At 73.4% G+C, this 21,431-nt stretch carries 20 protein-coding genes and 2 pseudogenes; 14 read left to right on the top strand and 8 right to left on the bottom strand.

Annotation, left to right across the window (positions count from 1 at the left end; translation table 11 throughout):
- From IH61_RS0136755 to IH61_RS0136740, 4 genes and pseudogenes are all read left to right on the top strand, one after another.
- Positions 1 to 258 (top strand): annotated as a pseudogene (locus IH61_RS0136755) (hypothetical protein); the annotation flags it as partial.
- A 206-nt stretch (positions 259 to 464) separates the two neighbouring features.
- A complete protein-coding gene (locus IH61_RS0136750) occupies positions 465 to 923 on the top strand; it encodes a WXG100 family type VII secretion target (RefSeq protein WP_031078118.1) in 459 nt (152 codons plus the stop codon).
- Positions 924 to 984: 61 nt separating this feature from the next.
- Positions 985 to 3,228, top strand: coding sequence for a DUF6571 family protein (locus tag IH61_RS43605; protein WP_051838655.1), 2,244 nt, complete (start codon positions 985 to 987; stop codon positions 3,226 to 3,228).
- 29 nt (positions 3,229 to 3,257) lie between these two features.
- A complete protein-coding gene (locus tag IH61_RS0136740; protein WP_031078114.1) occupies positions 3,258 to 3,923 on the top strand; it encodes an HAD family hydrolase in 666 nt (221 codons plus the stop codon).
- On the opposite strand, the gene IH61_RS0136735 is transcribed toward IH61_RS0136740, so the two are convergent.
- Positions 3,911 to 4,717, bottom strand: coding sequence for an SDR family oxidoreductase (locus IH61_RS0136735; RefSeq protein ID WP_199823440.1), 807 nt, complete (start codon positions 4,715 to 4,717; stop codon positions 3,911 to 3,913). The genes IH61_RS0136740 and IH61_RS0136735 overlap by 13 nt on opposite strands.
- A 36-nt stretch (positions 4,718 to 4,753) precedes the next feature.
- Here IH61_RS0136735 and IH61_RS0136730 point away from each other — a divergent pair, with 36 nt between their 5' ends.
- From IH61_RS0136730 to IH61_RS0136720, 3 genes are all read left to right on the top strand, one after another.
- On the top strand, positions 4,754 to 5,608 hold the full coding sequence (locus IH61_RS0136730) for a helix-turn-helix transcriptional regulator (protein ID WP_031078111.1): 855 nt from the start codon (positions 4,754 to 4,756) through the stop codon (positions 5,606 to 5,608).
- A 103-nt stretch (positions 5,609 to 5,711) separates the two neighbouring features.
- Positions 5,712 to 6,629, top strand: coding sequence for an aminoglycoside phosphotransferase family protein (locus IH61_RS0136725; RefSeq protein WP_051838653.1), 918 nt, complete (start codon positions 5,712 to 5,714; stop codon positions 6,627 to 6,629).
- An 11-nt stretch (positions 6,630 to 6,640) separates the two neighbouring features.
- Entirely contained in the window at positions 6,641 to 6,961 is a 321-nt protein-coding gene (locus tag IH61_RS0136720; RefSeq protein ID WP_031078106.1) for a cupin domain-containing protein, read from the top strand.
- An 18-nt stretch (positions 6,962 to 6,979) separates the two neighbouring features.
- Here the strand turns inward: IH61_RS0136720 and IH61_RS0136715 are convergent, their stop codons facing one another.
- A complete protein-coding gene (locus IH61_RS0136715) occupies positions 6,980 to 8,830 on the bottom strand; it encodes a CocE/NonD family hydrolase (protein WP_031078104.1) in 1,851 nt (616 codons plus the stop codon).
- A 168-nt stretch (positions 8,831 to 8,998) separates the two neighbouring features.
- The gene (locus tag IH61_RS0136710) at positions 8,999 to 9,943 is read right to left on the bottom strand and encodes an SGNH/GDSL hydrolase family protein (protein ID WP_031078101.1); all 945 of its coding nucleotides are present in this window, start codon (positions 9,941 to 9,943) and stop codon (positions 8,999 to 9,001) included.
- A gap of 327 nt (positions 9,944 to 10,270) precedes the next feature.
- Here IH61_RS0136710 and IH61_RS0136705 point away from each other — a divergent pair, with 327 nt between their 5' ends.
- Positions 10,271 to 11,926, top strand: a complete 1,656-nt coding sequence (locus tag IH61_RS0136705; RefSeq protein WP_031078099.1) for an FAD-binding dehydrogenase — start codon at positions 10,271 to 10,273, stop codon at positions 11,924 to 11,926.
- Positions 11,927 to 12,145: 219 nt separating this feature from the next.
- Here the strand turns inward: IH61_RS0136705 and IH61_RS0136700 are convergent, their stop codons facing one another.
- Positions 12,146 to 13,129 (bottom strand): AraC family transcriptional regulator, encoded by a 984-nt coding sequence (locus IH61_RS0136700; protein ID WP_031078098.1) that lies wholly within the window; start codon positions 13,127 to 13,129, stop codon positions 12,146 to 12,148.
- Positions 13,119 to 13,787, bottom strand: coding sequence for a S26 family signal peptidase (locus IH61_RS0136695; RefSeq protein WP_158845742.1), 669 nt, complete (start codon positions 13,785 to 13,787; stop codon positions 13,119 to 13,121). Before IH61_RS0136695 ends, IH61_RS0136700 begins: the two co-directional genes overlap by 11 nt.
- A gap of 140 nt (positions 13,788 to 13,927) precedes the next feature.
- Here IH61_RS0136695 and IH61_RS0136690 point away from each other — a divergent pair, with 140 nt between their 5' ends.
- The 3 genes from IH61_RS0136690 (at position 13,928) to IH61_RS0136680 (ending at position 16,646) form a co-directional block, all read left to right on the top strand.
- Positions 13,928 to 14,368 carry a hypothetical protein gene (locus IH61_RS0136690; RefSeq protein ID WP_031078094.1) on the top strand — a complete coding sequence of 147 codons (441 nt, stop codon included), beginning with the start codon at positions 13,928 to 13,930 and terminating at the stop codon, positions 14,366 to 14,368.
- A 159-nt stretch (positions 14,369 to 14,527) separates the two neighbouring features.
- On the top strand, positions 14,528 to 14,782 hold the full coding sequence (locus IH61_RS0136685) for a hypothetical protein (RefSeq protein WP_031078092.1): 255 nt from the start codon (positions 14,528 to 14,530) through the stop codon (positions 14,780 to 14,782).
- 196 nt (positions 14,783 to 14,978) lie between these two features.
- Positions 14,979 to 16,646 (top strand): purple acid phosphatase family protein, encoded by a 1,668-nt coding sequence (locus tag IH61_RS0136680; RefSeq protein WP_078911675.1) that lies wholly within the window; start codon positions 14,979 to 14,981, stop codon positions 16,644 to 16,646.
- Positions 16,647 to 16,688: 42 nt separating this feature from the next.
- Here IH61_RS0136680 and IH61_RS0136675 read toward each other — a convergent pair whose 3' ends face one another.
- Positions 16,689 to 17,021 (bottom strand): YnfA family protein, encoded by a 333-nt coding sequence (locus IH61_RS0136675; protein WP_031078087.1) that lies wholly within the window; start codon positions 17,019 to 17,021, stop codon positions 16,689 to 16,691.
- Between the two features lie 18 nt (positions 17,022 to 17,039).
- Positions 17,040 to 18,254, bottom strand: coding sequence for a pyridoxal phosphate-dependent aminotransferase (locus tag IH61_RS0136670; RefSeq protein WP_031078085.1), 1,215 nt, complete (start codon positions 18,252 to 18,254; stop codon positions 17,040 to 17,042).
- 102 nt (positions 18,255 to 18,356) lie between these two features.
- Here IH61_RS0136670 and IH61_RS0136665 point away from each other — a divergent pair.
- A pseudogene (locus IH61_RS0136665) lies at positions 18,357 to 18,707 on the top strand (winged helix-turn-helix transcriptional regulator); the annotation flags it as partial.
- Positions 18,708 to 18,984: 277 nt separating this feature from the next.
- Positions 18,985 to 19,761, top strand: coding sequence for an SGNH/GDSL hydrolase family protein (locus IH61_RS0136660; protein ID WP_031078081.1), 777 nt, complete (start codon positions 18,985 to 18,987; stop codon positions 19,759 to 19,761).
- Between the two features lie 28 nt (positions 19,762 to 19,789).
- Here the strand turns inward: IH61_RS0136660 and IH61_RS0136655 are convergent, their stop codons facing one another.
- Positions 19,790 to 20,437, bottom strand: coding sequence for a GNAT family N-acetyltransferase (locus tag IH61_RS0136655; protein ID WP_031078079.1), 648 nt, complete (start codon positions 20,435 to 20,437; stop codon positions 19,790 to 19,792).
- Between the two features lie 133 nt (positions 20,438 to 20,570).
- Here IH61_RS0136655 and IH61_RS0136650 point away from each other — a divergent pair.
- A partial coding sequence (locus tag IH61_RS0136650; protein WP_063763345.1) for a pentapeptide repeat-containing protein occupies positions 20,571 to 21,431 on the top strand: 861 nt, incomplete at its 3' end.

The raw sequence follows: 21,431 nt of genomic DNA, 5'->3' as shown, positions 1-21,431 counted from the left end.
AAGGCGACGCTGAGCTTCTGGCTGCACATCGACACCGCCGAGACGGGCACCACCGCGTACGACAAGCTGACGGTCTCCGTCAACGGCACCACGCTGAAGTCGTACTCCAACGTCGACGCGGCCGCGGGCTACCAGCAGCGCACCTTCGACCTCTCGTCCTACGCGGGCCAGAGCGTCACCCTGAAGTTCAACGGCGTCGAGGACTCCTCGCTGCAGACGAGCTTCGTGATCGACGACACCTCGATCCAGACAAACTGACGCCACAGCACGGCTGAAGGCGTGGAGCGGCCCGGCGGTGTCGAAACCGCCGGGCCGCTCCGTCCGTACACCCGGTGTTCCATCGGTGTTGGCGCGGGATCCTGAAAGTCCGTCATCTGATGAACCGGAAGTCGCTCAACTCTCGTGCGTACCAAGACTTGACGCTAAGCTCGCTGAGTGAAGCCACAGGGTCTGGAGGGGCGCGAGTGACTGACCTGGATTTCGAGCGGAAGGTGAATCCCTGGCTCTTCGACGGCAGCGGGAAGCTCACCGCGGCCGCGAAGAAGGAGCACCCGGACCTGGCCGCCGCCGAGGCCGGCACCGCGGAGCCGGGGTGGGTGCCGACGCAGGCGCACCCGACCCCCGGCGCGACGGTGAAGGTGAGCCCGGCGGCGCTGCGCAAGGCGTCGGGCAACGCGAACACCCTGCACACCGAGTTCGACAAGGCGTGCAAGGACGTCTGGAAGGACCAGCCGGGCGCCACCCAGGGCATGTCCAAGGACTGGAGGATCGTCGGCGCGCTGGCCACCGCACAGGGTGTGTGGGCCGCGCAGGCCCAGGCCACCGGGGGCATGCTCGGGCAGGTCTCCTCCGCGATGACCACCTGTGCCGATCAGTACGAGCAGATCGACAGGGCGAACGCCGGCAACTTCCCGACCCCCTGAGGCAATCTGCGGCGATCTGCGGCAACGTGCGGCAAACCGAGGCGATCCGAGGCAAGGCGACATGACAACCTTCTCCAATCTGCGCCAGGAGTCGTTCCAGGGCATCGAGACCCTGGCCACGGCCTTCGAGGGGCTGGTCCGCAACTGGAGGTTCTCCGAGGAGATCACCGGCGACGTGATCACGCCGCTGCAGGCGTCCAACTGGGTCGGCGACACGGCCGAAGCGGCCTCCACGACGATCACCAAGGTGCGCAACGAACTCGACGCGGCCTTCGAGGAGGCCAGCGCGATCGCCAAGGCCCTGCGCGAGGCGCACACCGAACTCGCCGCCGCCCGGGCGGACTTGGACGCGGCTCTGAAGAGGGCCGCGGACCACGACCTGACGGTGGACGCGGACGGCTCGGCCGTGCGGTGGGCGGCCACCACCAAGGCGGACCAGCACGACCCGGGCTACGCGGACACGCAGCGGCTGCTGGTGAAGGCGGTCGCCGAGGACATCCGCAAGGCGGTGGCGCGGGCCGAGGCGGCGGACGCCGCGGCCGCCACCGCGCTCGGCGGCGCCACCGGGACGGACAAGGGCGCGTTCCACGCCTCCTCGGGCCCCGAGGAGCAGGCGCACCGGGCGGCCGACCTGCTGAAGCTCGCCGGGAACATCAACGACGCCCAACTGGACGAGCTCAACAAGCTGCTGAAGGACCACGGCAACGACCCCCGCTTCACCACCGCCTTCTACAAGGAGGCCGGCCCGGACGGCTTCCTCAAGCTCTACGGGCAGATGGCCGTCGCCTCGGGCGACAAGGGCGGCAGCCGGCCGAAGGCCATCGCCGACCTCCAGGCGAACCTGGGCACGGCGCTGGCCACCGCCACCAACAGCCACAACGTCCCGCACCTGGACGACGCGTGGGAGGAGGGGCTGCGCAAGGCGGGCTCGACCCGGCAGGACGTGTGGCCGGCGAGCAAGCCCGGCTCCAACCCCCAGCCGTACGGCTACCAGATCCTGACGAACATCCTGCGCACCGGCACGTACGACCCGCACTTCCTCCTCCCGGTCGCCGAGCACGTCACCCAGCTCAGCGTGGGCAAGGCGCTGTGGACCTCGGACGCGTGGAACTTCACCGACTTCGACCAGATGAAGCTCCTCGGCGCCCCGGACGGCAAGGGCGGCTTCAACCCGATGACGGGCGTGCTGGAGGCGCTCGCCCACAACCCGGACGCGTCGCTGGAGTTCTTCAAGGGCCCGGCCACCACCTACAACTTCGACGGCACGGTCAAGGCCGTCCACCAGCCGAACCACTACCTCGACCAGCTGACCGAGGCGGGCCCCAAGTCGCCGCTCCAGGACGTCTGGTACGACCACAACCAGCCCGGGGGCGCGGCCGAGAAGCCCGGGGCCACCGCGCTCGGCCACGCCCTGGAGGCCGCCACCACCGGCCGCGCCTACGGGTCGCAGGACCCGCTCCTGCCGCACACCAAGGAGCAGGCGGAGCTGATGGCGGAGACGGTCAAGATCTTCGGCAACGGGGAGCACCCGCACGCGCTGCACCCCGGCGGGTCGTTCGCGGGCGCCGCGCCCAGCCTCGGCCACATGGCGGCCGCCTACATGGGCGACGTCCAGGGCTCGATGAGCCCGGACAACCTGCTGCTGCCGCGCTACGGGGAGCCCGCGGCCCTGGACAAGGCTTCCACGCTCAAGATGCTGGCCGCAATCGGCCGCGACCCGGACGCGTTCGGGGCGGTCGCGAACGCCCAGCAGGCGTACACGACGGCGCACGTCCAGGACCTGTTCCGGCACCGGGGCGAGCTGGGCCCCGAGTTCGACGGGGCGGTCCACAACGCGGCGAAGGCGGGCGGCGAGGTGACCGGTGCCATCGCCGCGGGCCGGACCCTCGGGATCGTGGGCGACGGGAAGGAAGCCGCGAAGGCGTACAACGAGGGCATGAGCAGCAACGCGACGTGGTTCAAGTCGGTCTGGGCCGTGACGGGAGGCCCGTGGAAGCTCACCCCCGCGGGCATGGCCATCACGATCGCCGCGGGGTCCGGTATCGGCGAGGAGGTGAAGTCCCTCATCGACCAGACGGCCCGCACCTACTACGTCGACCCGCAGTACGCGGACAAGGCCACCCAGGCGCAGGTGACGGCCCAGGAGACGGCCGGCCACGCGGCCAAGGTCGCGGTGGTGAACGGCGCCCAGGGGAGCGGGATGAACCCGATGCAGGTCGAGGCACTGTCCGCCAACGCCTCGGAGGCCGTGAAGTCCGGCGTCACCGACAGCCTGGCCCTCATCAACGCGGCGGCCAACGACTGAACCAGCCGGGCCGGTCCTATGCTGATCCGATGATCAAGCCGATGGTGCCGATAGAACTGGTGATATTCGACTGCGACGGCGTCCTGGTGGACAGCGAGGTCATCGCCGTCCCCGTCCTGGTGCAGCTCGGGCAGGAGTACGGCTGGCCGCTCACCGAGGCGGAGGTGATCGAGCTGTTCGTCGGGCGCTCCCAGACGGCCAACCACGCGCTGGTCGTCGAACGGCTGGGGGAGGAGACGGCGCAGGTGTGGACCGAGCGCTTCCTCGAACTGCACGACGAGGCCGTGGACGCCGGGCTGCGGCCGGTGGACGGCCTGCCGGAGGCGCTGGCGCAGATCACCCTGCCGACCTGCGTCGCCTCCAGCGGCACCCACGAGAAGATGCGTCACACCCTGGGCCGCACGGGCCTGTTCGGGCACTTCGAGGGCCGGATCTTCAGCGCCACCGAGGTCGGGCGCGGAAAGCCCGCGCCCGACATCTTCCTGCACGCCGCCCGCTCGATGGGCGTCGACCCGGCCGCCTGCCTGGTCGTCGAGGACAGCCCGGCCGGGGTCACGGCCGCCCGCGCCGCCGGGATGCGCTCGCTCGGCTACGCGGGCGGCGTCACGGCGGCCGAGCGGCTCGTGGGGCCGGACACGGTCGTCTTCGAGGACATGCGCCGGCTCCCCGAACTGATCGCCGCCTACCAGGCGTAGGTGCCGCCCTCGGAGTGGAGGAACAGCCCGGACGCCCCGGCCCCGGCCTCGCCGAGCTGCCGGGCGATCCGGCGCCCGCCCTCCTCGGCGCTGGCGGGCCCGGAGTGCCCGTTCAGGTCGGTGGCGCAGTACCCCGGCTCCAGCGCGCTGACCTTGATGCCCTCCTCGCGCAGCGCCCGGGCGTAGACCAGGGTGAGGGCGTTGAGCGCGGCCTTGGAGGAGTTGTAGGCGAGCAGCGTCGCGTGCTCCCACACCGGGGAGTCCAGGTCGGACAGGAACGAGAAGCTGGCGAGCCCGCTGGAGACGTTGCCGATCAGCGCCGCCGGGGAGCGGCGCAGCAGCGGCAGCATCGCGTTGGTGACGGTGACGACGCCGAACACGTTGGTCTCGTACGTCTCGCGGACGGCCTCGACGGGCAGTTCCTGCGGGGTGCGCATCCAGTCCCGGGCGACGCCCGCGTTGTTGACGAGGGTGTCGAGCCGGCCGTACTCGGCGGCGATGAGTTCGGCCGCGGCGGCGGCCGTCGCCGGGTCGGTCACGTCCAGGTGGACGAAGCGGGCCTCCAGGCCCTGCGCGGTGAGCCCGGCGGCGGCCTCCCGGCCGCGCTCCGGGTCGCGGGCGCCGATCAGCACGGTGTGCCCGGCGCGGGCGAGTTCGCCGGCGGTGGCGAGGCCGATGCCCTTGTTGGCGCCGGTGATCAGGACGATGCGGTGGTTGTCGGTCATGAGGTCCACGGTGGCGGCGGCGGGCGGGCGGTGGGAGAGCACCGTCGAGGGTGGTATCGGCGGTCCCATGGTGGACGGGTGGGGTCCCGGGCCAGACTTGGGGGCGTGGAACACGTCGACCGGGCGGAGCTCGCCGCCTTCCTGCGGGCCTGGCGGGCCCGCGTCCAGCCCGCGGACGTCGGCCTGCCGGCCGGAGGGCGCCGCCGTACCCCGGGGCTGCGCCGCCAGGAGGTCGCCCAGCTCGCGGGCATGTCGGTGGAGTACTACATCCGGCTGGAACAGGGCCGGGGGCCGCGCCCGTCCCGGCAGATGATCGGGGCGATCTGCCGGGCGCTGCGCCTGTCCGAGGACGAACGGGCGCACCTGCACCACCTGGTCGGCGAGCCGCCGCTGCCGCCGAGCGGCCTGGAGCGCGACGTGCGCCCCGGCATCCTGCACCTGCTGGACCGGCTGGACGACACCCCGGCCCTGGTGTGCAGCGCCGCCCGCGACGTCCTCGCCTGGAACGCCATGGCCGCCGCGCTGCTCGGCGACTTCTCCGCCCTCGCGCCGGGCGAGCGCAACCTGATCTGGCGCTACTTCACCGACCCGGCCTCCCGCGCCCGCCACGAGGAGCCCGACGCGGCGCAGTTCGCCTGCAACGCCGTCGCCGACCTGCGGGCCACCGCCGCCCGCTACCCCGCCGACAGCGGCGTGCGGCGCCTGATCGAGCGGCTGCACGCGGTGAGCCCCGACTTCCGCGAGCTGTGGGCGCGCCAGGACGTGCGGGTGCGCCGCTCGACCCACAAGCGCATCCTGCACCCGGTGGTCGGTGCGCTCGACCTCGACTGCGAGGCGCTGCACGACCCCCACCGGGACCAGTGGACGATCTTCTACACCGCCGCGCCCGGCACCCCGTCGCACTCGGCGCTGCGGCTGCTCAGGGTGGTGGGCGGCCAGGACATGACGGTGCGGGCGTGACGGCGGGGGCGTGAGCGTGCGGGTGTGAGGGCGCGGGCGTAATCCGGTTGCCGGGGGCGGGCGTCCGCGGGCAGGGTCGGTTTCCATGGCGACGAACCGCAGGATGCATCCCGACCAGGTGGACGTGGACGAGGCCCTGGTGAGGAGGCTGGTCGCCGACCAGTTCCCCGAGTGGGCGGCCCTGCCCGTGGAGCGGGTGGCCTCGAACGGCACCACCAACGCGATGTTCCGCCTCGGCGAGGAACTGGTGGTGCGCCTGCCGATGCGGCCCTCGGCGGCGGCGGACATCGCCAGGGAGCAGCGCTGGCTGCCGTTCCTGGCGCCGCGCCTGACCGCCGCCGTCCCCGAGCCGCTGGGCGTGGGCGTGCCGGGCGACGGGTACCCGCTGCCGTGGTCCGTCCTGGTCTGGCTGGAGGGGGCGAACCCCGAGCCCGGGCGCCCCGCCGAACCGGAGTTGCTGGCACGGGACCTGGCGGAGTTCACCACCGCCCTGCGCTGGGCGGAGCCGGCGGACGCGCCCCCGTCGTACCGCAGCGAGACACTGACGGACCGCGCCGGGTCCGTCGCGGCCACGCTGGCCGAGCTGTACGGGGTGATCGACGTCGGCGCGGCGGAGGACGCCTGGGAGGAGGCCCTGGACGCCCCCGAGGCCGAGGGCCCGCCGGTGTGGATCCACGCGGACCTCCAGCCGGGCAACCTGCTGGTCTCCCCGGAGGGCCGGCTGCGCGGCGTCATCGACTTCGGCTGCGCGGGCCTGGGCGACGCGGCGGTGGACCTGCTGCCCGCCTGGTACGTCCTGCCCGCCTCGGCCCGCGCCACCTTCCGTACGGCGGTGGGCGCGGACGACGCGGCGTGGGCGCGGGGGCGGGGCTGGGCGCTGTCGGTGGCGCTGGACGAGCTGCTGTACTACCGCCGGTCCAACCCGGTGATGGCGGACACCGCCCGGTACGTGATCGCCGAGGTGCTCGCCGATCACAGGTTTTACCGTCCGGTCGACCAACTATCCCGGCGGCCCCGGTAGCGTCCCTGAGCATGGGTTCGGAGAACAAGAGCATCGACGTCAACGCCCGTGCGGCCCAACTGCCGGACGCCTGGCGGTCGGTGGTGCTGGGGCAGGTCGGGACGGCGGCCGTGAAGCTGCTGCGGATGGACGGGCGGGAGCTGCCGCCGGAGGTGCACGGGACGGCCGAGGTGCTGTTCGTGGCCGAGGGGCGGCTCGAACTGGTGCTGGACGGCGAGGAGTCGACGGTGCGGACGGGCGAGCTGTGCCGGGTGCCCGCGGGCTCCTGGCACGCGGTGCGGGCGGGCAGCACCGGGACGCTGCTGATCGTGGAGGTGCCGGAGGAGGACTGACGGCTCACCACTGGCGGCTCACCTGGGCACGCGGTGGCGCCACTCGCGGGTGAACACCACCGAGCCGCCCTCCAGCGCCCGCAACTGCACGACGCTGAGGAAGTGTTCGGCGTCGCAGCGCAGTTGGGTGCGGGTCTGGACGGTGACGTCCCAGCCGAGGTCGGGCCGTTCCAGCCGGACGGTGCGGTCGGTGCGGGCCTGGGCGCTGAGCGGGGCGTCGGTCAGGACGCGGTAGGCGGTGACGGTGTGCTCGTCGTGCACCAGCCCGTCGGGCAGGGTGCGGGTGCCGTCCGAGGCGGGGGACAGGTCGGTGCGCCACTCGTGGCGGCCGAGGTCGTGGACGGTGACGCGTTCGGGCCGGGCGGTGAGCGGCTCGGTGACGTGGACGTCCAGGGGCTCGGGCAGGGCCGGTTCCTCGAAGGTGACGGGCGTGGCGCCGACGTCGGCGGCGAGGTGGCGTACGGGCAGGCTCAGTACCGAGTGGGAGGGGTCCACGGCGTAGCCGGCGCGGTCGGCGGTCGGCCACAGCCAGGGCCAGTAGACGGAGGAGAGCGCCAGCCGCAGCCGGTGCCCGGCCGGGACGGCGCCCGCGCAGGCGGCGAGTTCGACCTCGGCGTCGGGGCCGGCGGCGACCAGTGCGCCGCGGGTGAGCAGCCGGGAGGTGCCGTCCGGGCCGACGGCGCAGAGCCGGGCGGTGAGTTGGGCGGGCGCGGCGGCCTCCTCGGTGCGCAGCCGCAGCCGCAGGGTCGGTGTGCCGAGCAGTTCGACGGGTTCGGGCAGCGGCTGGGAGTCGAAGCAGACCGAGCGGCCGTCCTCCTCGCGCTGGTCCGGGGGCTGGTCGGCGGGGCGGCCGTGGGGGACGTACGCGCCGGCGTTGAGGCCCGTGTGCTGCGGGGAGCGGACGTGGACGTAGCGGTCGTCGGAGGCGGTTCCGGCGGTGCGAAGCGGGCCGTCGAGGCCGTAGTGGATCTCGCGGACGTCGGGGGAGGGCCAGGTCTCCTCGGCGGTCCAGCGGGTGCCGAGGCGGCTGCGCAGGGCGGGTTCCTTGAGGGCGCCGGTGTCCTGGTCGCGCAGCCAGTGGTCCCACCAGCGCAGGGTCTCGGGCAGGGCGGCCTCGGGCAGGCCGTGGGGCCAGGTGCCGATGACGGCGCGGGCGGTGGGGGAGCCGGCGAGCAGGCGCAGGACGAAGGAGCAGGACGGGTCCCCCCAGCCGGCGACGGCGAGGGTGGGGACGGGTACGGGCACGGTGGTGTCGCCGGCGGCGAGCCACTCGTCGACGGGCGGCTCGAGGGATTCGAGGCGGGCCAGCCAGTCGGCGCGCCAGGCGTCGCCCACGTGCCGGGGGTCGGGCGGAAGGGCGGCGTCGGCGACGAGGGCGGTGAGGCGGGTGTGCAGGTCGTCGGCGAGGACGGCGCCGCCGAGGCGGTGGCCGCCCTCGGGGCAGGCGGTGACCACGGCGGCGACGGTGTCGGCGGTGCGGGCGGCCAGGCGCAGGGCGGTGGTGCCGGCGGCGCCGACGCCGAGGAGGCCCAGGCGCCCGGTGCACCAGGGGCGGCGGGCGAGCCAGTCGACCACGGCGGCGCCGTCGGCGAGCTGGGTCTCGTCGCCGGGTTCGCCGGGCAGGCCCCCGGAGTTGCCGTGGCCGCGGGTGTCGACGCGGACGGCGGCGTAGCCGTGTCCGGCGTACCAGGGGTGGCGGCGGGCGTCCTCGGCGGCGGTGCGGTCGGTGAGCCGGGCGGAGGAGTACTCCAGGAGGGCGGGGACGGGCTGCTCGCCGACGGGCCGCCAGACCCGGGCGGCGAGGTGGGTGCCGTCGGGCAGCGGGATGCGCAGGTCCTCGCGGGTGGTGTGGAAGGGGTAGGACGGCATGGCCGCTCCCATCGGGTCCGGGTCCCGGGCGTCGGTCCTTTCGACGCTACGGGAGGACCGATGTGCCCGCAGGATATGGGCGGCCTGGCGAGTTGACCCGGGGCAGGGGTTGACCCGGGTCAAGGGTTGACCCGGCCAGAAGCCTGACCGGGTCAACGAGTGGCGCCCTTACCGCAGCGCGGCGAGCACCGCGCCGGCCATCGCCTTCTCGCCGGTGGCGTTCGGGTGGAACGGCACGGCGGGCGAGCCGGGCAGCGCGCCCTCCACCCAGCGGTCGTCCGAGCAGGCGTCGTGGCCGGCGGTCGGTGACTGGGTGTCCACGTAGACGGCGCCGTTGGCGGCCGCGGTGGAGGCGAGCATGGCGTTGAGCCGCTGGAGCGTGTCGTACAGGTACGGGATGTCGCGCGGGGCGATCGGCTGGCGCAGCACGCAGGAGGCGCCGTCGGCGGGGAGCACCGAGGGGTAGCCCACCAGCAGCACCTTGGCCCGGGGCGCCTTGGCGTGGATGCGCCGCAGGGTGTCGCTCAGTTGCGGCCGGGCGCCCTCGATCCGGTCGGCGAGGTCGTCCTGGCCGTACTGCCAGGACATGCTGCTCCAGTCCCAGTGGCCGTGGTTGAAGACGTCCCGGCAGGGGGTGCCGAGCGGGTTGACCACGGCCCCGGCGACGCAGGTGGCGATGACGTCGCCCACGCCGAGGTCGCTGACGCCCAGGTCGTTGCCGCCGATCCCGAGGGTGATCAGGTCGGTGTCGGCGGTCACCGCGTCCAGCTGCGGTTCGTTGACCCGGATGAACGCGTCGTACTGGGGCTGCGTCATCGCCTTGACCTTGGCGGCGGCGCAGGTGACGTCGGTGTACGCGCCCGCCCCGAGGGAGGCGGCGACGAGGTGGCCGTAGTTGTGGTCCGAGCGCAGGCACAGGCCCGCCGACTGGCCGGGCACGCCCGCCCCGGCGGCGTAGGAGTCGCCGAGGGCCACGTAGTGCTTCGGTGCGGCGGTGGAAGCCTGGGCGGAGGTGGAGGTGAGGGCGAGGGCCGCGCCGAGGGCGACGGCGGCGAGGGCGGTGGAATTGCGCAGTCGCCGGGGCGCGCGGGAATTCCGGGCAGGGCTGAGCACGGTTCCTCCTGGGGGAGAGAAACGGGGGTGTGGGGGTCGTGCGGAGCCGTGGCCACAGCTACTCGCAGGTAAGTTACTGCCAGGTTACGTGCCCGTCCATGCTTTCGGCGCGAATTCCCGAAATTCCGTCAGACGGCGGTCGTCGGCATTTCGAATTTCGCTCCGCCGCGTATCGCGGTGATTTCCGAAACGCGTCGGAGCGGAATTCGTGCGACTAGTTGTTACTGAGCGGTTGACCGGAGCTCTCCCCAGGCCGCAGTATCGGGCGCACATCTGAGCCGCTGATGAGCCGCAGATGAGCCGCTGAGCCGCCACGGAGGACTGCGCATGGCCCTGGACGCCGACGTCATCGTCATCGGAGCGGGACTCGCCGGCCTCGCCGCCACCGCCGAACTCGCCGACGCCGGACGGAAGGTGATCCTGCTCGACCAGGAACCCGCGGCCTCCCTCGGCGGCCAGGCGCACTGGTCCTTCGGGGGCCTCTTCCTCGTCGACTCGCCCGAGCAGCGCCGGATGCGCGTGCGCGACTCCCACGCCCTCGCCTGGCAGGACTGGCTCGGCACCGCCGGCTTCGACCGGCCCGAGGACGCCTGGCCGCGCCGCTGGGCCGAGGCGTACGTCGACTTCGCGGCCGGCGAGAAGCGCGCCTGGCTGCGCGGGATGGGCGTGCGGTTCTTCCCCGTCGTCGGCTGGGCCGAGCGCGGCGGACTCCTCGCGGACGGGCCCGGCAACTCGGTGCCCCGCTTCCACATCACCTGGGGCACCGGCCCGGGACTGCTCGAGCCCTTCGTCCGCCGGGTGCGCGCCGCCGCCGAACGCGGACTCGTCGACCTGCGCTTCCGCCACCGGGTCACCGGGCTGGGTGTCACGGCCGGTGCCGTCGACACCGTCACCGGCGAGGTGCTGGAACCCAGCTCCGCCGAGCGCGGCCGGGCCAGCTCTCGGGCCGTCACCGGGCACTTCGAACTGCGCGCCCAGGCCGTGATCGTCACCTCCGGCGGCATCGGCGGCAACCACGAACTCGTCCGCGAGGCATGGCCGGAGCGCCTCGGCACCCCGCCCGGGCGCCTGCTCTCCGGCGTGCCCGCGCACGTGGACGGGCTGATGCTCGGGATCGCCGGCAAGGCCGGGGCCAGCCTGATCAACGGCGACCGGATGTGGCACTACACCGAGGGCATCGAGAACTGGGACCCGATCTGGGCCCGGCACGGCATCCGCATCCTGCCCGGCCCCTCCTCGCTCTGGCTGGACGCCACCGGCCGGCGGCTGCCCGTCCCCCTCTTCCCCGGCTTCGACACCCTCGGCACCCTCGAACACATCATGGCGAGCGGCCACGAGCACACCTGGTTCGTGCTCAACCAGCGCATCATCGAGAAGGAGTTCACCCTCTCCGGCTCCGAGCAGAACCCCGACCTGACCGGCAGGTCCGTGCGCGGCGTCCTCGGCCGCGCCCTGCCCGGCGCCCCCGGCCCGGTGCAGGCGTTCCTGCGGCACGGGGCCGACTTCGTCGTCGCGGGCAACCTCCCCGACCTCGCCCGCGGCATGAACGCCAGGACCGCCACGCCGCTCATCGACCCGTACGAGCTGCGCCGCACCGTCGAGGACCGCGACCGGCAGGTGGCCAACCCCTTCGCCAAGGACCTCCAGGTCACCGCGATCCACGGCGCCCGCCGCTACCTCGGCGACAAGCTGATCCGCACCGCCGCCCCGCACCGCATCCTCGACCCGGACGCGGCCCCGCTGATCGCCGTGCGGCTGAACATCCTCACCCGCAAGTCCCTCGGCGGACTGGAGACGGACCTGTCCTCGCGCGTGCTGCGCCCCGACGGCGAGGTCCTGCCCGGGCTCTACGCCGCGGGCGAGGCGGCGGGCTTCGGCGGCGGAGGCGTGCACGGGTACCGCTCGCTGGAGGGCACGTTCCTCGGCGGCTGCCTGTTCTCCGGCCGCGCCGCGGGCCGGGCAGCGGCCCGCGGCGTGGCGTGAGCGGCAGCCGCCCGGCGTGATCCGAAGGACACGCCCTGAGCGGCGGGGACGAACGTTCCGGCGCCCGGGCACTGCTCCTTCGGGCGCCGGAACGGCAGCGGCCGATGCGTCTCGTCCCCCGTGCGGGACGCACCGGCCGTCGCAGGCATCAAGCCTGCCCGGGCGGGAGCCCCGGGGACTATCCACTCCCGTCGGTGCCGTCCCTGACTTTTCGGATAGTCACCCGGTGCGGCGCAGCGTCTCGGAGGGCGTGCGGCCGTAGGCCCGGCGGTACTCCGCGCTGAAGCGGCCCAGGTGGGTGAAGCCCCAGCGGCAGGCGATCTCGGTGACGGTGCCGCTCGCCCGGCCCTGCGCGACGGCGAGCAGGTCCTGGTGGGCCCGGTCGAGCCGTACGCGCCGCAGGTGGGCCAGCGGCGTGGTGTCGAGGTGGCGGCGGAAGCCCTCCCGCAGGGCGGGCAGGCCGACCCGCGCCGCCTGCGCGATGTCGGCGACCGAGACGGCCTCGTCGGCGTGCTCCGCACAGAAGTCCGTCGCCCGGCGCAGCGCGCTCGGCAGGATGGCCGGCCCGTGGCCGCCCGCCGCGCGGCTCCACGAGTGCGGCTGCACGTCCAGCAGCCCCTCGATCAGTGCCTGTTCGAAGTGCCGCACCGCGAGCGGGGAGCGGCGGCCGAGCGGGGAGACGGCGAACTCCCGGAAGTGCCCGACCAGTTCGAGCCAGGAGCGGACGGCGGGATCGGCCGGGTCGAGCACCGGGCGAAAGCGCAGCGGCTCCCGGGGCACGTCGCCCGTCCGCGCGGCCAGCGCCTCCTCGATCGTCCTGCGGGCGATCACGAACGCGCTGTTGAGCGCCGGGTGGTCCCACTCCATCAGCACCACGTCCCCCGGCCCGGCGACGCTCAGCGGCGAGGGCAGCGCGGTGCCGTTGGCGACCACGGTGCCGTGGCCGGAGTGCGGGAGGATGACGTTGTAGAAGTCCGGCAGCTCCTCCGTGCGCAGGCGCACGGGCGCGCCGTAGCTGAGGTCGTACAGCGCCACCCGCCCCTCGTGGAAGGCGCGCAGGCGGCTGGCGCCGGGCGGGCCGCCCCGCCGGCCCAGGACCGTCAGCCGGTGCGGGGACAGGCGTGCGCCGACCACCTCGCGGAACTCCTCGATGTCGCCGCCCTCGTACAGGCAGAGCGGCCCGGCCTCGGCCTCAGAGGTCATGGAGGACCTCCCCGACCCGGGGTCCGCGCGCCGCAGCCGTCGCCGCGCGCCGCCGCGCCCTGGCGGCGGTCACGGCGGTGACGACGGTGGCGAGCAGCAGGAGCAGCCCCAGACCCGTCAGTACGAGCGCGCCGACCAGCTTGCCCGGCAGGTCGGGCGGCTGTGGGCCGGTGTGATAGACCACCCGCTCGCGCAGCCGGTCGAGTTCGACGGTGCCCTGCTGCCCGTCCCCGAGGTACGTCCGGGAGTCGATCGCGGCCGCGCGGCTGTCGCCGAGCAGGAACGCCCGCCCGAGGGGGACGGTGACGTCGAAGTCCTCCCCGCAGGCGCCGGCCGCCCGCCCGTCCAGGGAGAGGCGTCCGCCGGCGCAGACGAGGCGGTCCCCGCCGAGGGCCACGACGCGGGAGGCGATCCGGCCGTGGAGGTTCCAGGGGGAGTCGACGAGGTGGACCTCCCCGCGCAGGACCTCCTCGGGGCGGACCCGGTCGGTGAGCATCCGGTCGCCCGAGTGCAGCCCGGGCGCCATGGCCTCGCCGGTCATCCGGTGGACGGCGTAGCCCCCGGTGAGGACCACGCCGAGCCCGAGCGCGGTGCTCGCCAGGCCCAGTACGGCGAGCACCACCGCCGCGCGCCGTCCGCGTGTGCCGTTCCTCGGCATGGTGGCCGACCTCCCCCGGTTCGATCTTCGGCAGCCTAAGCGTTCGGGTGGGGGAGCGCCGAGGAGGGGCCGCGGACCGGCGGGTACAGTGCCGGGGTGCCGAACGCGCACCGACCAGGAGCAGGAGGGGAGCCCAGCCGATGAGCCGTCGGGACCGTGACAGCCGTGACAGCCGTAACGACCGCGCCGGCCGCGAGCGCCGGGCCGGCGCCGGCTCCCCGGTGACGGTCACCGTCTGCCGGGGCTGCTGCTGCGGCACCGAGGCGAAGCACCCGGGCGTGGACCACCAGGGCCAGTACGAGCGGCTGCGCACGGCGGTCGGTTCGGCGGGCCGGGTCCGGGCGGTGGGCTGCCTGGACGTCTGCACCCAGTCCAACGTGGTGGTGGTCGGCCCCTCCAGCGAGGGCCGCGCGGCCGGCGGCCGTCCGGTCTGGCTCGGCTTCGTGATCGCGGAGGACATGATCGACGAGATAGCCGCCTGGGTGCACGCGGGCGGCCCGGGCCTGGCCGATCCGCCGGGGCTGCTCGACCTCCAGCTGATCTCGGTCTCGCGCCGGGTCCGCGAGGCCCTGCCCGAGTGAGGCGGGAGCGAGGCGGGAGTGGCGGGGGAGTGAGGCGGGAGTGAGCGGGGGCACCCTACCGCGACGGTCCGTCAGATCGGCTTCTCCCGGGCGCCCCCGTGGGCGTCACCACTACCATGACCGGAGGCATCGGGCGGTTCCGGGGGCAGGAGGACGAGGATGACGCTGGTCTGCCGCATCTGCGCGGGCACCGGGCGGACCGCCGGCCTCAGCTGCCGGACGTGCCAGGGCACCGGTACCACCGAGATGGGCGGCGGGGGCGGCAACTGCTTCCTCTGCGACGGCACCGGCGTGTACGTCCGCTACCGGGTGGACGCGGCGGGCGCCAAGCAGGCGTACCGGGACGAGATCTGCCGTACCTGCGACGGCACCGGAAACCGGGCCGCGACCCAGTGGGACGAACCCGGCGCCTGAGAAAAGGACGCCCCCTGGCCCCCTGGCGCGGAATCAACTCGTCGCACGGGTGGGGGCCATGATGTGCGATCGAGCCGGTATGTACATGCTCTTTACCTGTTCATGGTCGAACATTGGTGTTCGAAGGGGCAGTGCGCTGCAACCCGTTCACCGCGCGTCCGTGTGCGGTCAACGCTCCACTGAGAGAGTCCCGCGCATGGATATCCCCAACATGGGCGTGCCGGCGAAGCTCGCCGACCGCATGAGCATGGCCGAGCAGCACGAGTACCTCCGTGCCCGCTTCTCCCGCCGCCGGATGCTGCGCGCCGGCGCCGTCACCGTGGGCGCCGTCGCCATCGGCGGCGCGCTCGGCACCGGCAACGCCTTCGCCGCCCCGGCCAGCCCGCAGCTGCTGACGGACGGTACGACGGCCGGCATCGACGGCGCCCTGGTCGCACCGGTGGGCCGTCACCTCCAGTTCGGCCCCGAGCCGGACACCCAGTTCCGCATCTCCTGGCAGGTGCCGGCGCCGGTCAAGAAGCCGTTCCTGCGCTTCGGCAAGCAGCCGTGGGACCTCAGCCACAAGGTCGAGGCCGAGGTGCGCGCCCTCCACACCCCGGCGCTGACCCCCACCGGCCAGCCGGTGGACCAGTACTACCTGCACGTGGCGCTCGAGGACCTCCACCCCGACACCACGTACTACTACGGCGTCGGCCACCAGGGCTTCGACCCGGCCTCGCAGCAGCAGATCTCCACGCTGCACACCTTCCGCACCGCGCCCTCGCGCGACCACCGCTGGGGCAAGGTGTACGAGCCGTTCACCTTCACCGCCTTCGGCGACCAGGGTGTCAGCGCCCACGCGGCCGGCAACGACCACATCATCAAGGCCCAGAAGCCGGCCTTCCACCTGCACGCCGGCGACATCTGCTACGCCGACCCGGCCGGTTCCGGCACCGACCCGGACAAGTCCGTCTTCAACGCGAAGACCTGGGACGACTTCCTGGTCCAGACCGAGACGGTCGCCGCCGAGATCCCGTGGATGGTCGCCTACGGCAACCACGACGTCGAGGCGTGGTACTCGCCCAACGGCTACGGCGGCGAGAACACCCGCTTCTACCTGCCCGACAACGGCCCGGACCCGCGCACCGTCCCCGGCGTCTACACCTTCCGCTACAAGAACGTCGGCGTCATCTCCCTCGACGCCAACGACGTCTCCTACGAGATCCCGGCGAACCTGGGCATCTCGGCGGGCAAGCAGACCAAGTGGCTGGACCGCACCCTCAAGGACCTGCGCAGCGACGAGACCATCGACTTCATCGTGGTCTTCTTCCACCACTGCGCCTTCTCCACCACGGTGGCGCACGCCTCCGAAGGCGGCGTCCGCGAGGCGTGGGTGCCGCTGTTCGAGAAGTACCGCGTGGACCTGGTCATCAACGGCCACAACCACATCTACGAGCGCACCGACGCCATCCTCGGCAACAAGGTCTCGAAGCAGGTGCCCAGCGGCGCCACCATCGAGCCCGAGAAGGACGGCGTGGTCTACGTGACCGCGGGCGCCGCCGGCCGCAGCCTGTACAAGTTCGACGTGCCCGACACCTACGAGGGCCACGAGAACCACCAGGACGAGGTCAAGACCTACTACTGGAGCAAGGGCCGGGTGAAGACCACCGAGACCATCCAGTGGTCGCGGGTGCGCTACACCGGCTACTCGTTCATCAAGGTCGACGTCACCCCGGCGCACCTGGGCCAGAAGTCCGTCATGAAGGTCACCGCACTGACCGAGGACGGCAAGCAGATCGACAACTACTCGATCCAGCGCAAGGTCGGCGAGGGCTGGGACTCCGGCCGCGACGACGACGGCGAGGGCGGCGGCTGGGGCTGGTAGCCCGCCGACTCCCGTACCGGGCCCCGGCGTCGAGGGTTGGCCTCAGCGCCGGGGCCCGTACATGATCACGGCGACCCCGGCCAGGCAGACCAGCGCGCCCACCACGTCGTAGCGGCTGGGCCGGAAGCCGTCCACGGCCACGCCCCACAGCAGCGACCCGGCCACGAACACCCCGCCGTACGCGGCCAGCACCCGGCCGAAGTTCGCGTCCGGCTGCAGTGCCGCGACGAAGCCGTACGCGCCGAGCGCCACCACGCCCAACCCGGCCAGCCACCACGGCCGTTGCTCGCGCACGCTCTGCCAGACCAGCCAGCAGCCGCCGATCTCGGCGAGCGCGGCGAGGACGAACAGGGCGATGGAGCGCAGGACGGTCATGCGGCCGAGCGTAGGCGCTCAGACCTGCCGGTACGTCGCCAGGAAGCGCCCGATCCGGTTGATCGCCGTCTCCAGGTCGTCGGCGCGCGGCAGGGTGACGAAGCGGAAGTGGTCCGGGCGGGGCCAGTTGAAGCCGGTGCCCTGGACGACGTGGATCTTCTCGCGCAGCAGCAGGTCCAGGACGAACCGCTCGTCGTCCACGATCCGGTGCACGGCCGGGTCGAGCCTGGCGAAGGCGTACAGCGCGCCCTTGGGCTTGACGCAGCTGACGCCCGGGATCTCGTTGAGCGCCCGCACCGCGATGTCGCGCTGCTCGGTGAGCCGTCCGCCGGGCAGGACCAGGTCGTTGATGGACTGGTGGCCGCCGAGTGCCGCCTGCACGGCGTACTGGGCGGGCACGTTGGGGCACAGCCGCATGCCGGAGAGCATGGTGAGGCCCTCGAGGTAGTCGGCGGCGTGCTGCTTGGGGCCGGAGACGACCAGCCAGCCGCTGCGGAAGCCCGCGACCCGGTAGGACTTGGAGAGGCCGTTGAAGGTGAGGGTGAGCACGTCGTCGGCGAGCGCGGCCAGGCAGTGGTGCTCGGCGCCGTCGTAGAGGATCTTGTCGTAGATCTCGTCGGCCAGGACCATCAGGTGGTGACGGCGGGCCAGGTCGAGGATGCCCTCCAGCAGCTCCTTCGGGTAGACCGCGCCCGTGGGGTTGTTGGGGTTGATGACGACGATGGCCTTGGTGCGGGCGGTGATCTTCGCGGCGATGTCCTCGAGGTCCGGGTACCACTCGGCCTCCTCGTCGCACAGGTAGTGCACGGCCTTGCCGCCGGCCAGCCGCACCGCCGCCGTCCACAGCGGGTAGTCGGGCATCGGCACGAGCACCTCGTCGCCGTCGTCCACCAGCGCGGTGACGGCCATCTGGATCAGCTCGGAGGCGCCGTTGCCGAGGTAGACGTCGTTGACGGTGACGCCCTGGACGCCGCGCTGCTGGTAGTACTGCACGACCGCGCGCCGGGCGGGCAGGATGCCGCGCGAGTCGCTGTAGCCGTGGGCGCGGGGGAGGTTGCGGATGATGTCCTGGATGATCTCCTCCGGCGCGTCGAAGCCGAACGGCGCCGGGTTGCCGGTGTTCAGCCGCAGGACGCTGTGCCCGGCCTCCTCCAGGGCGTTGGCCTGGTCGACCACCGGGCCCCGGATCTCGTAACACACGTCGTTCAGCTTGCTCGACTGCCGAAACTCCATCTGCGGCCTCCCGACCGTCGTCAACCGCCAGATTCGCTGCTGATGCTTTGTTCTACCAAGTGAGTACTTGGAAAGTCCAACCTCTTGGCTATGCTGATCCTCATGTCACGCCGAAGCTACGACCAGTACTGCGCCGTCGCCCGCGCCCTGGACGCGGTGGGGGAGCGCTGGAGCCTCCTGATCGTCCGTGAACTCCTCGACGGCCCGCGCCGCTACACCGACCTGCACGCCGACCTGCCCGGTGTCTCCACCGACATCCTCGCCACCCGGCTCAAGCAGCTCGAGGGCGACGGGCTCGCGACCCGGCGCAAGCTGGAGCGCCCGGCCAGCGGCACGGTGTACGAGCTGACCGGGCGAGGGCGCGAACTGCGGCCCGTGATCGAGGCGTTGGGGCAGTGGGGCCTGCCCGCCCTGGGTGAGCAGCGGCCCACCGACGCGGTGCGCGAGCACTGGGTCACGGCTCGGAGCGCGGTCGCCACGGGGTGAACACCGGGGCGGAGCGGCAGGGCAGAGCGGCGGGGCAGATCGGCGGGGCAGAGCGGCGGCAAGGCCCCCGTCGCCGGCCGCCGCCCCGCGCGTCCAGGATGGCGCGAGCCGATAAACGGACACTCGGCGCCGAATGAGCGCGCGCCTCCCCGCTCGCGCCCCGGCACGTGCGCCCGCGTACGATCGTCGGACCGTCGATGCTTCCGGGCGTCGAAACTCCCGGGGAAAGAAACGGAGCCGGCCCGTGCCCACCACGCACCGCAGCTACGCCAGTTACGTCGCGGTCGGCGACTCCTTCACCGAAGGCATGTGCGACGACCTGCTCGCCGACGGACAGTACCGCGGCTGGGCCGACCGCGTCGCCACCGAACTCGCCGCCGAGACCCCCGGCTTCCGCTACGCCAACCTCGCCGTCCGCGGCAAGCTCATCGGCCAGATCCACGACGAACAGCTCGCCCCCGCCGCCGCCATGGGCGCCGAACTCGTCACCCTCGCCGGCGGCCTCAACGACGTGCTGCGCCCAGGCTGCGACCTCGAGCGGGTGGAACGCCTCCTCGGCCACTGCGCCACCGAACTGCGCGCCACCGGCGCCACCGTCGTCCTGTTCACCAGCACCGACCCCACCCGCCGCCTCGCGGGCAGCGCCCGGCTGCTGCCCGCCATCCTGCGGATGAAGTCCTTCGTGCAGGAGATCTGCCAGGAGGACGGCTTCGCCGCCGTCGACCTCTTCTCGGCACCCTGCTTCGACGACCGCCGCCTCTGGGACGAGGACCGTCTCCACCTCTCACCCGAAGGCCACCGCCGCGTCGCCGCCGGCGTCCTGGAAGCCCTCGGCCGCCCCGCCGCCTTCGACTGGCGCGCCCCGCTCCCGCCCACCGCCCCCGCCGGCCGCACCGAGAAGCTCCGCTCCGACGCCCGCTGGCTGCGCACCCACCTCGGCCCGTGGATCGGCCGCCGCCTCACCGGCCGCTCCTCCGGCGACGGCCGCCCGCCGAAGCGGGCGGAGCTGCTGCCGTACTAGTGCCGCGTCAGGGGGTCCTCCGGGAGCGTCAGCCCTCGTCCGTCAGGACGAAGCTCGCCATCGGGGAGCGGGTGGCCCAGCCCATCGTGCGGTAGAGCGCCTGGCCCTCGGGGGTGCCGACCAGCACCCCCGTACGGGCGCCGCTCTCGTACGCGGCGGACTGCAGGGTGCGCATCACCAGCCGGCCCAGGCCCCGGCGGCGGTGTTCGGGGGCGGTCGTGATCTGGTCCGCGACGGCGATCGGGCCGGCCAGGCCCACCTGGCCCCGGGCGGCCTGGTGGCCGTCCGTCGTGCGCACCAGCGCCCGCAGGACGCCGCCGCGCTCCCAGGTGGTCACGGTGTAGCCGGCCGGGGTGAGGGCGCGTTCCGGGGTGAGCGAGGTGGTCATCAGGAAGCCGGGCAGGTCGAGCTTCCACCGCGGGTCCAGCCACGGGCGGACCACGGCGTCGTCGGTGAACAGCTTGAGCCAGGTGGTCGGGGCGGTCGTCTCCTCGGCGATCTTGCGGACCTCGGCCTCGGTGGGCTCCGGCAGCACGTGCCGGCCCACCTCCCGGTCCGGCGCGCCGACGTCGATCGACCAGCCCCAGGGCTGCTCGACCGGATCGGAGGCCCCGCGCGAGACCGTCCAGCCCGAGATCCAGGCGTGGACCAGCTCGGTGATGTTCGCTTCCAGCATGCTGTCGCCCCCGATGAGGTAATGGTCGCCTTAGCTATTCAGACCTTACTCGGAAGGGGGTGCTCCTGCCCAGTAGGATTTGTGGGTTCATGGCGCCGGGCCGGCGCCTTCGCAGGTGGAAGGACCCCGGACCATGCCCGAGACTGCCCCCGAGACCGCGCCCGAGACCGCGCCCGAGAGCGGCCCCGAGAGCGGGGCGACCCCGCTCGACTCCGACTGCCGCAACTGCTTCGGGCTCTGCTGCGTCGCCCTGCCGTTCGCCGCCGGCACCGACTTCGCGGCCGACAAGCGGGCCGGCAGCCCCTGCCACAACCTGCGGGCCGACTTCGGCTGCGGCATCCACGAACGCCTGCGCGGCGAGGGCTACCCCGGCTGCACCGTCTACGAGTGCTTCGGCGCCGGGCAGCGCGTCTCCCAGGTCACCTTCGGCGGGCGCAGCTGGCGCGAGGAGCCCGGGAGCGCGGCGCCCATGTTCGAGGTCTTCCCGATCGTGCGGCAGCTCCACGAACTGCTCCGCCACCTCACCGAGGCCCTCACCCTCGACGCCGCCCGCCCCCTGCACGGGGAACTGCGCGCGGCCCTGGAGGAGACCGACCGCCTCGCCGGAGGGACCCCCGAGGAGATCCGGGCCGTCGACGTCCCCGCCCTGCGCGGCCGCGTCGCCGAACTCCTGCTGCGCGCGAGCGAGCTCGCCCGCGCCGGCGTACCCCGCCGCCGCGAGCACCGCGGCGCCGACCTCTTCGGCGCCCGCCTGCGCGGCGCCGACCTGCACGGCGCCAACCTCCGCGGAGCCCTCCTCGTCGCCGCCGACCTGCGCGGCGCCGACCTGCGCCTCGCCGACCTCACCGGCGCCGACCTCCGCGACGCGAACCTCGCCGGCGCCGACCTGGGCACGGCCCTCTTCCTCACCCAGTCCCAGCTCACCGCGGCCCGCGGCGACGCCACCACCCGCCTCCCCGCCGCCCTCGCCCGCCCGGCCCACTGGTCCACCGCC

Origin of the sequence: Streptomyces sp. NRRL WC-3742 (assembly GCF_000720635.1) — a bacterium.
In the GTDB taxonomy this organism is placed as follows: Bacteria; Actinomycetota; Actinomycetes; order Streptomycetales; family Streptomycetaceae; genus Kitasatospora.
This window is presented reverse-complemented; position numbering and strand designations above follow the sequence as displayed.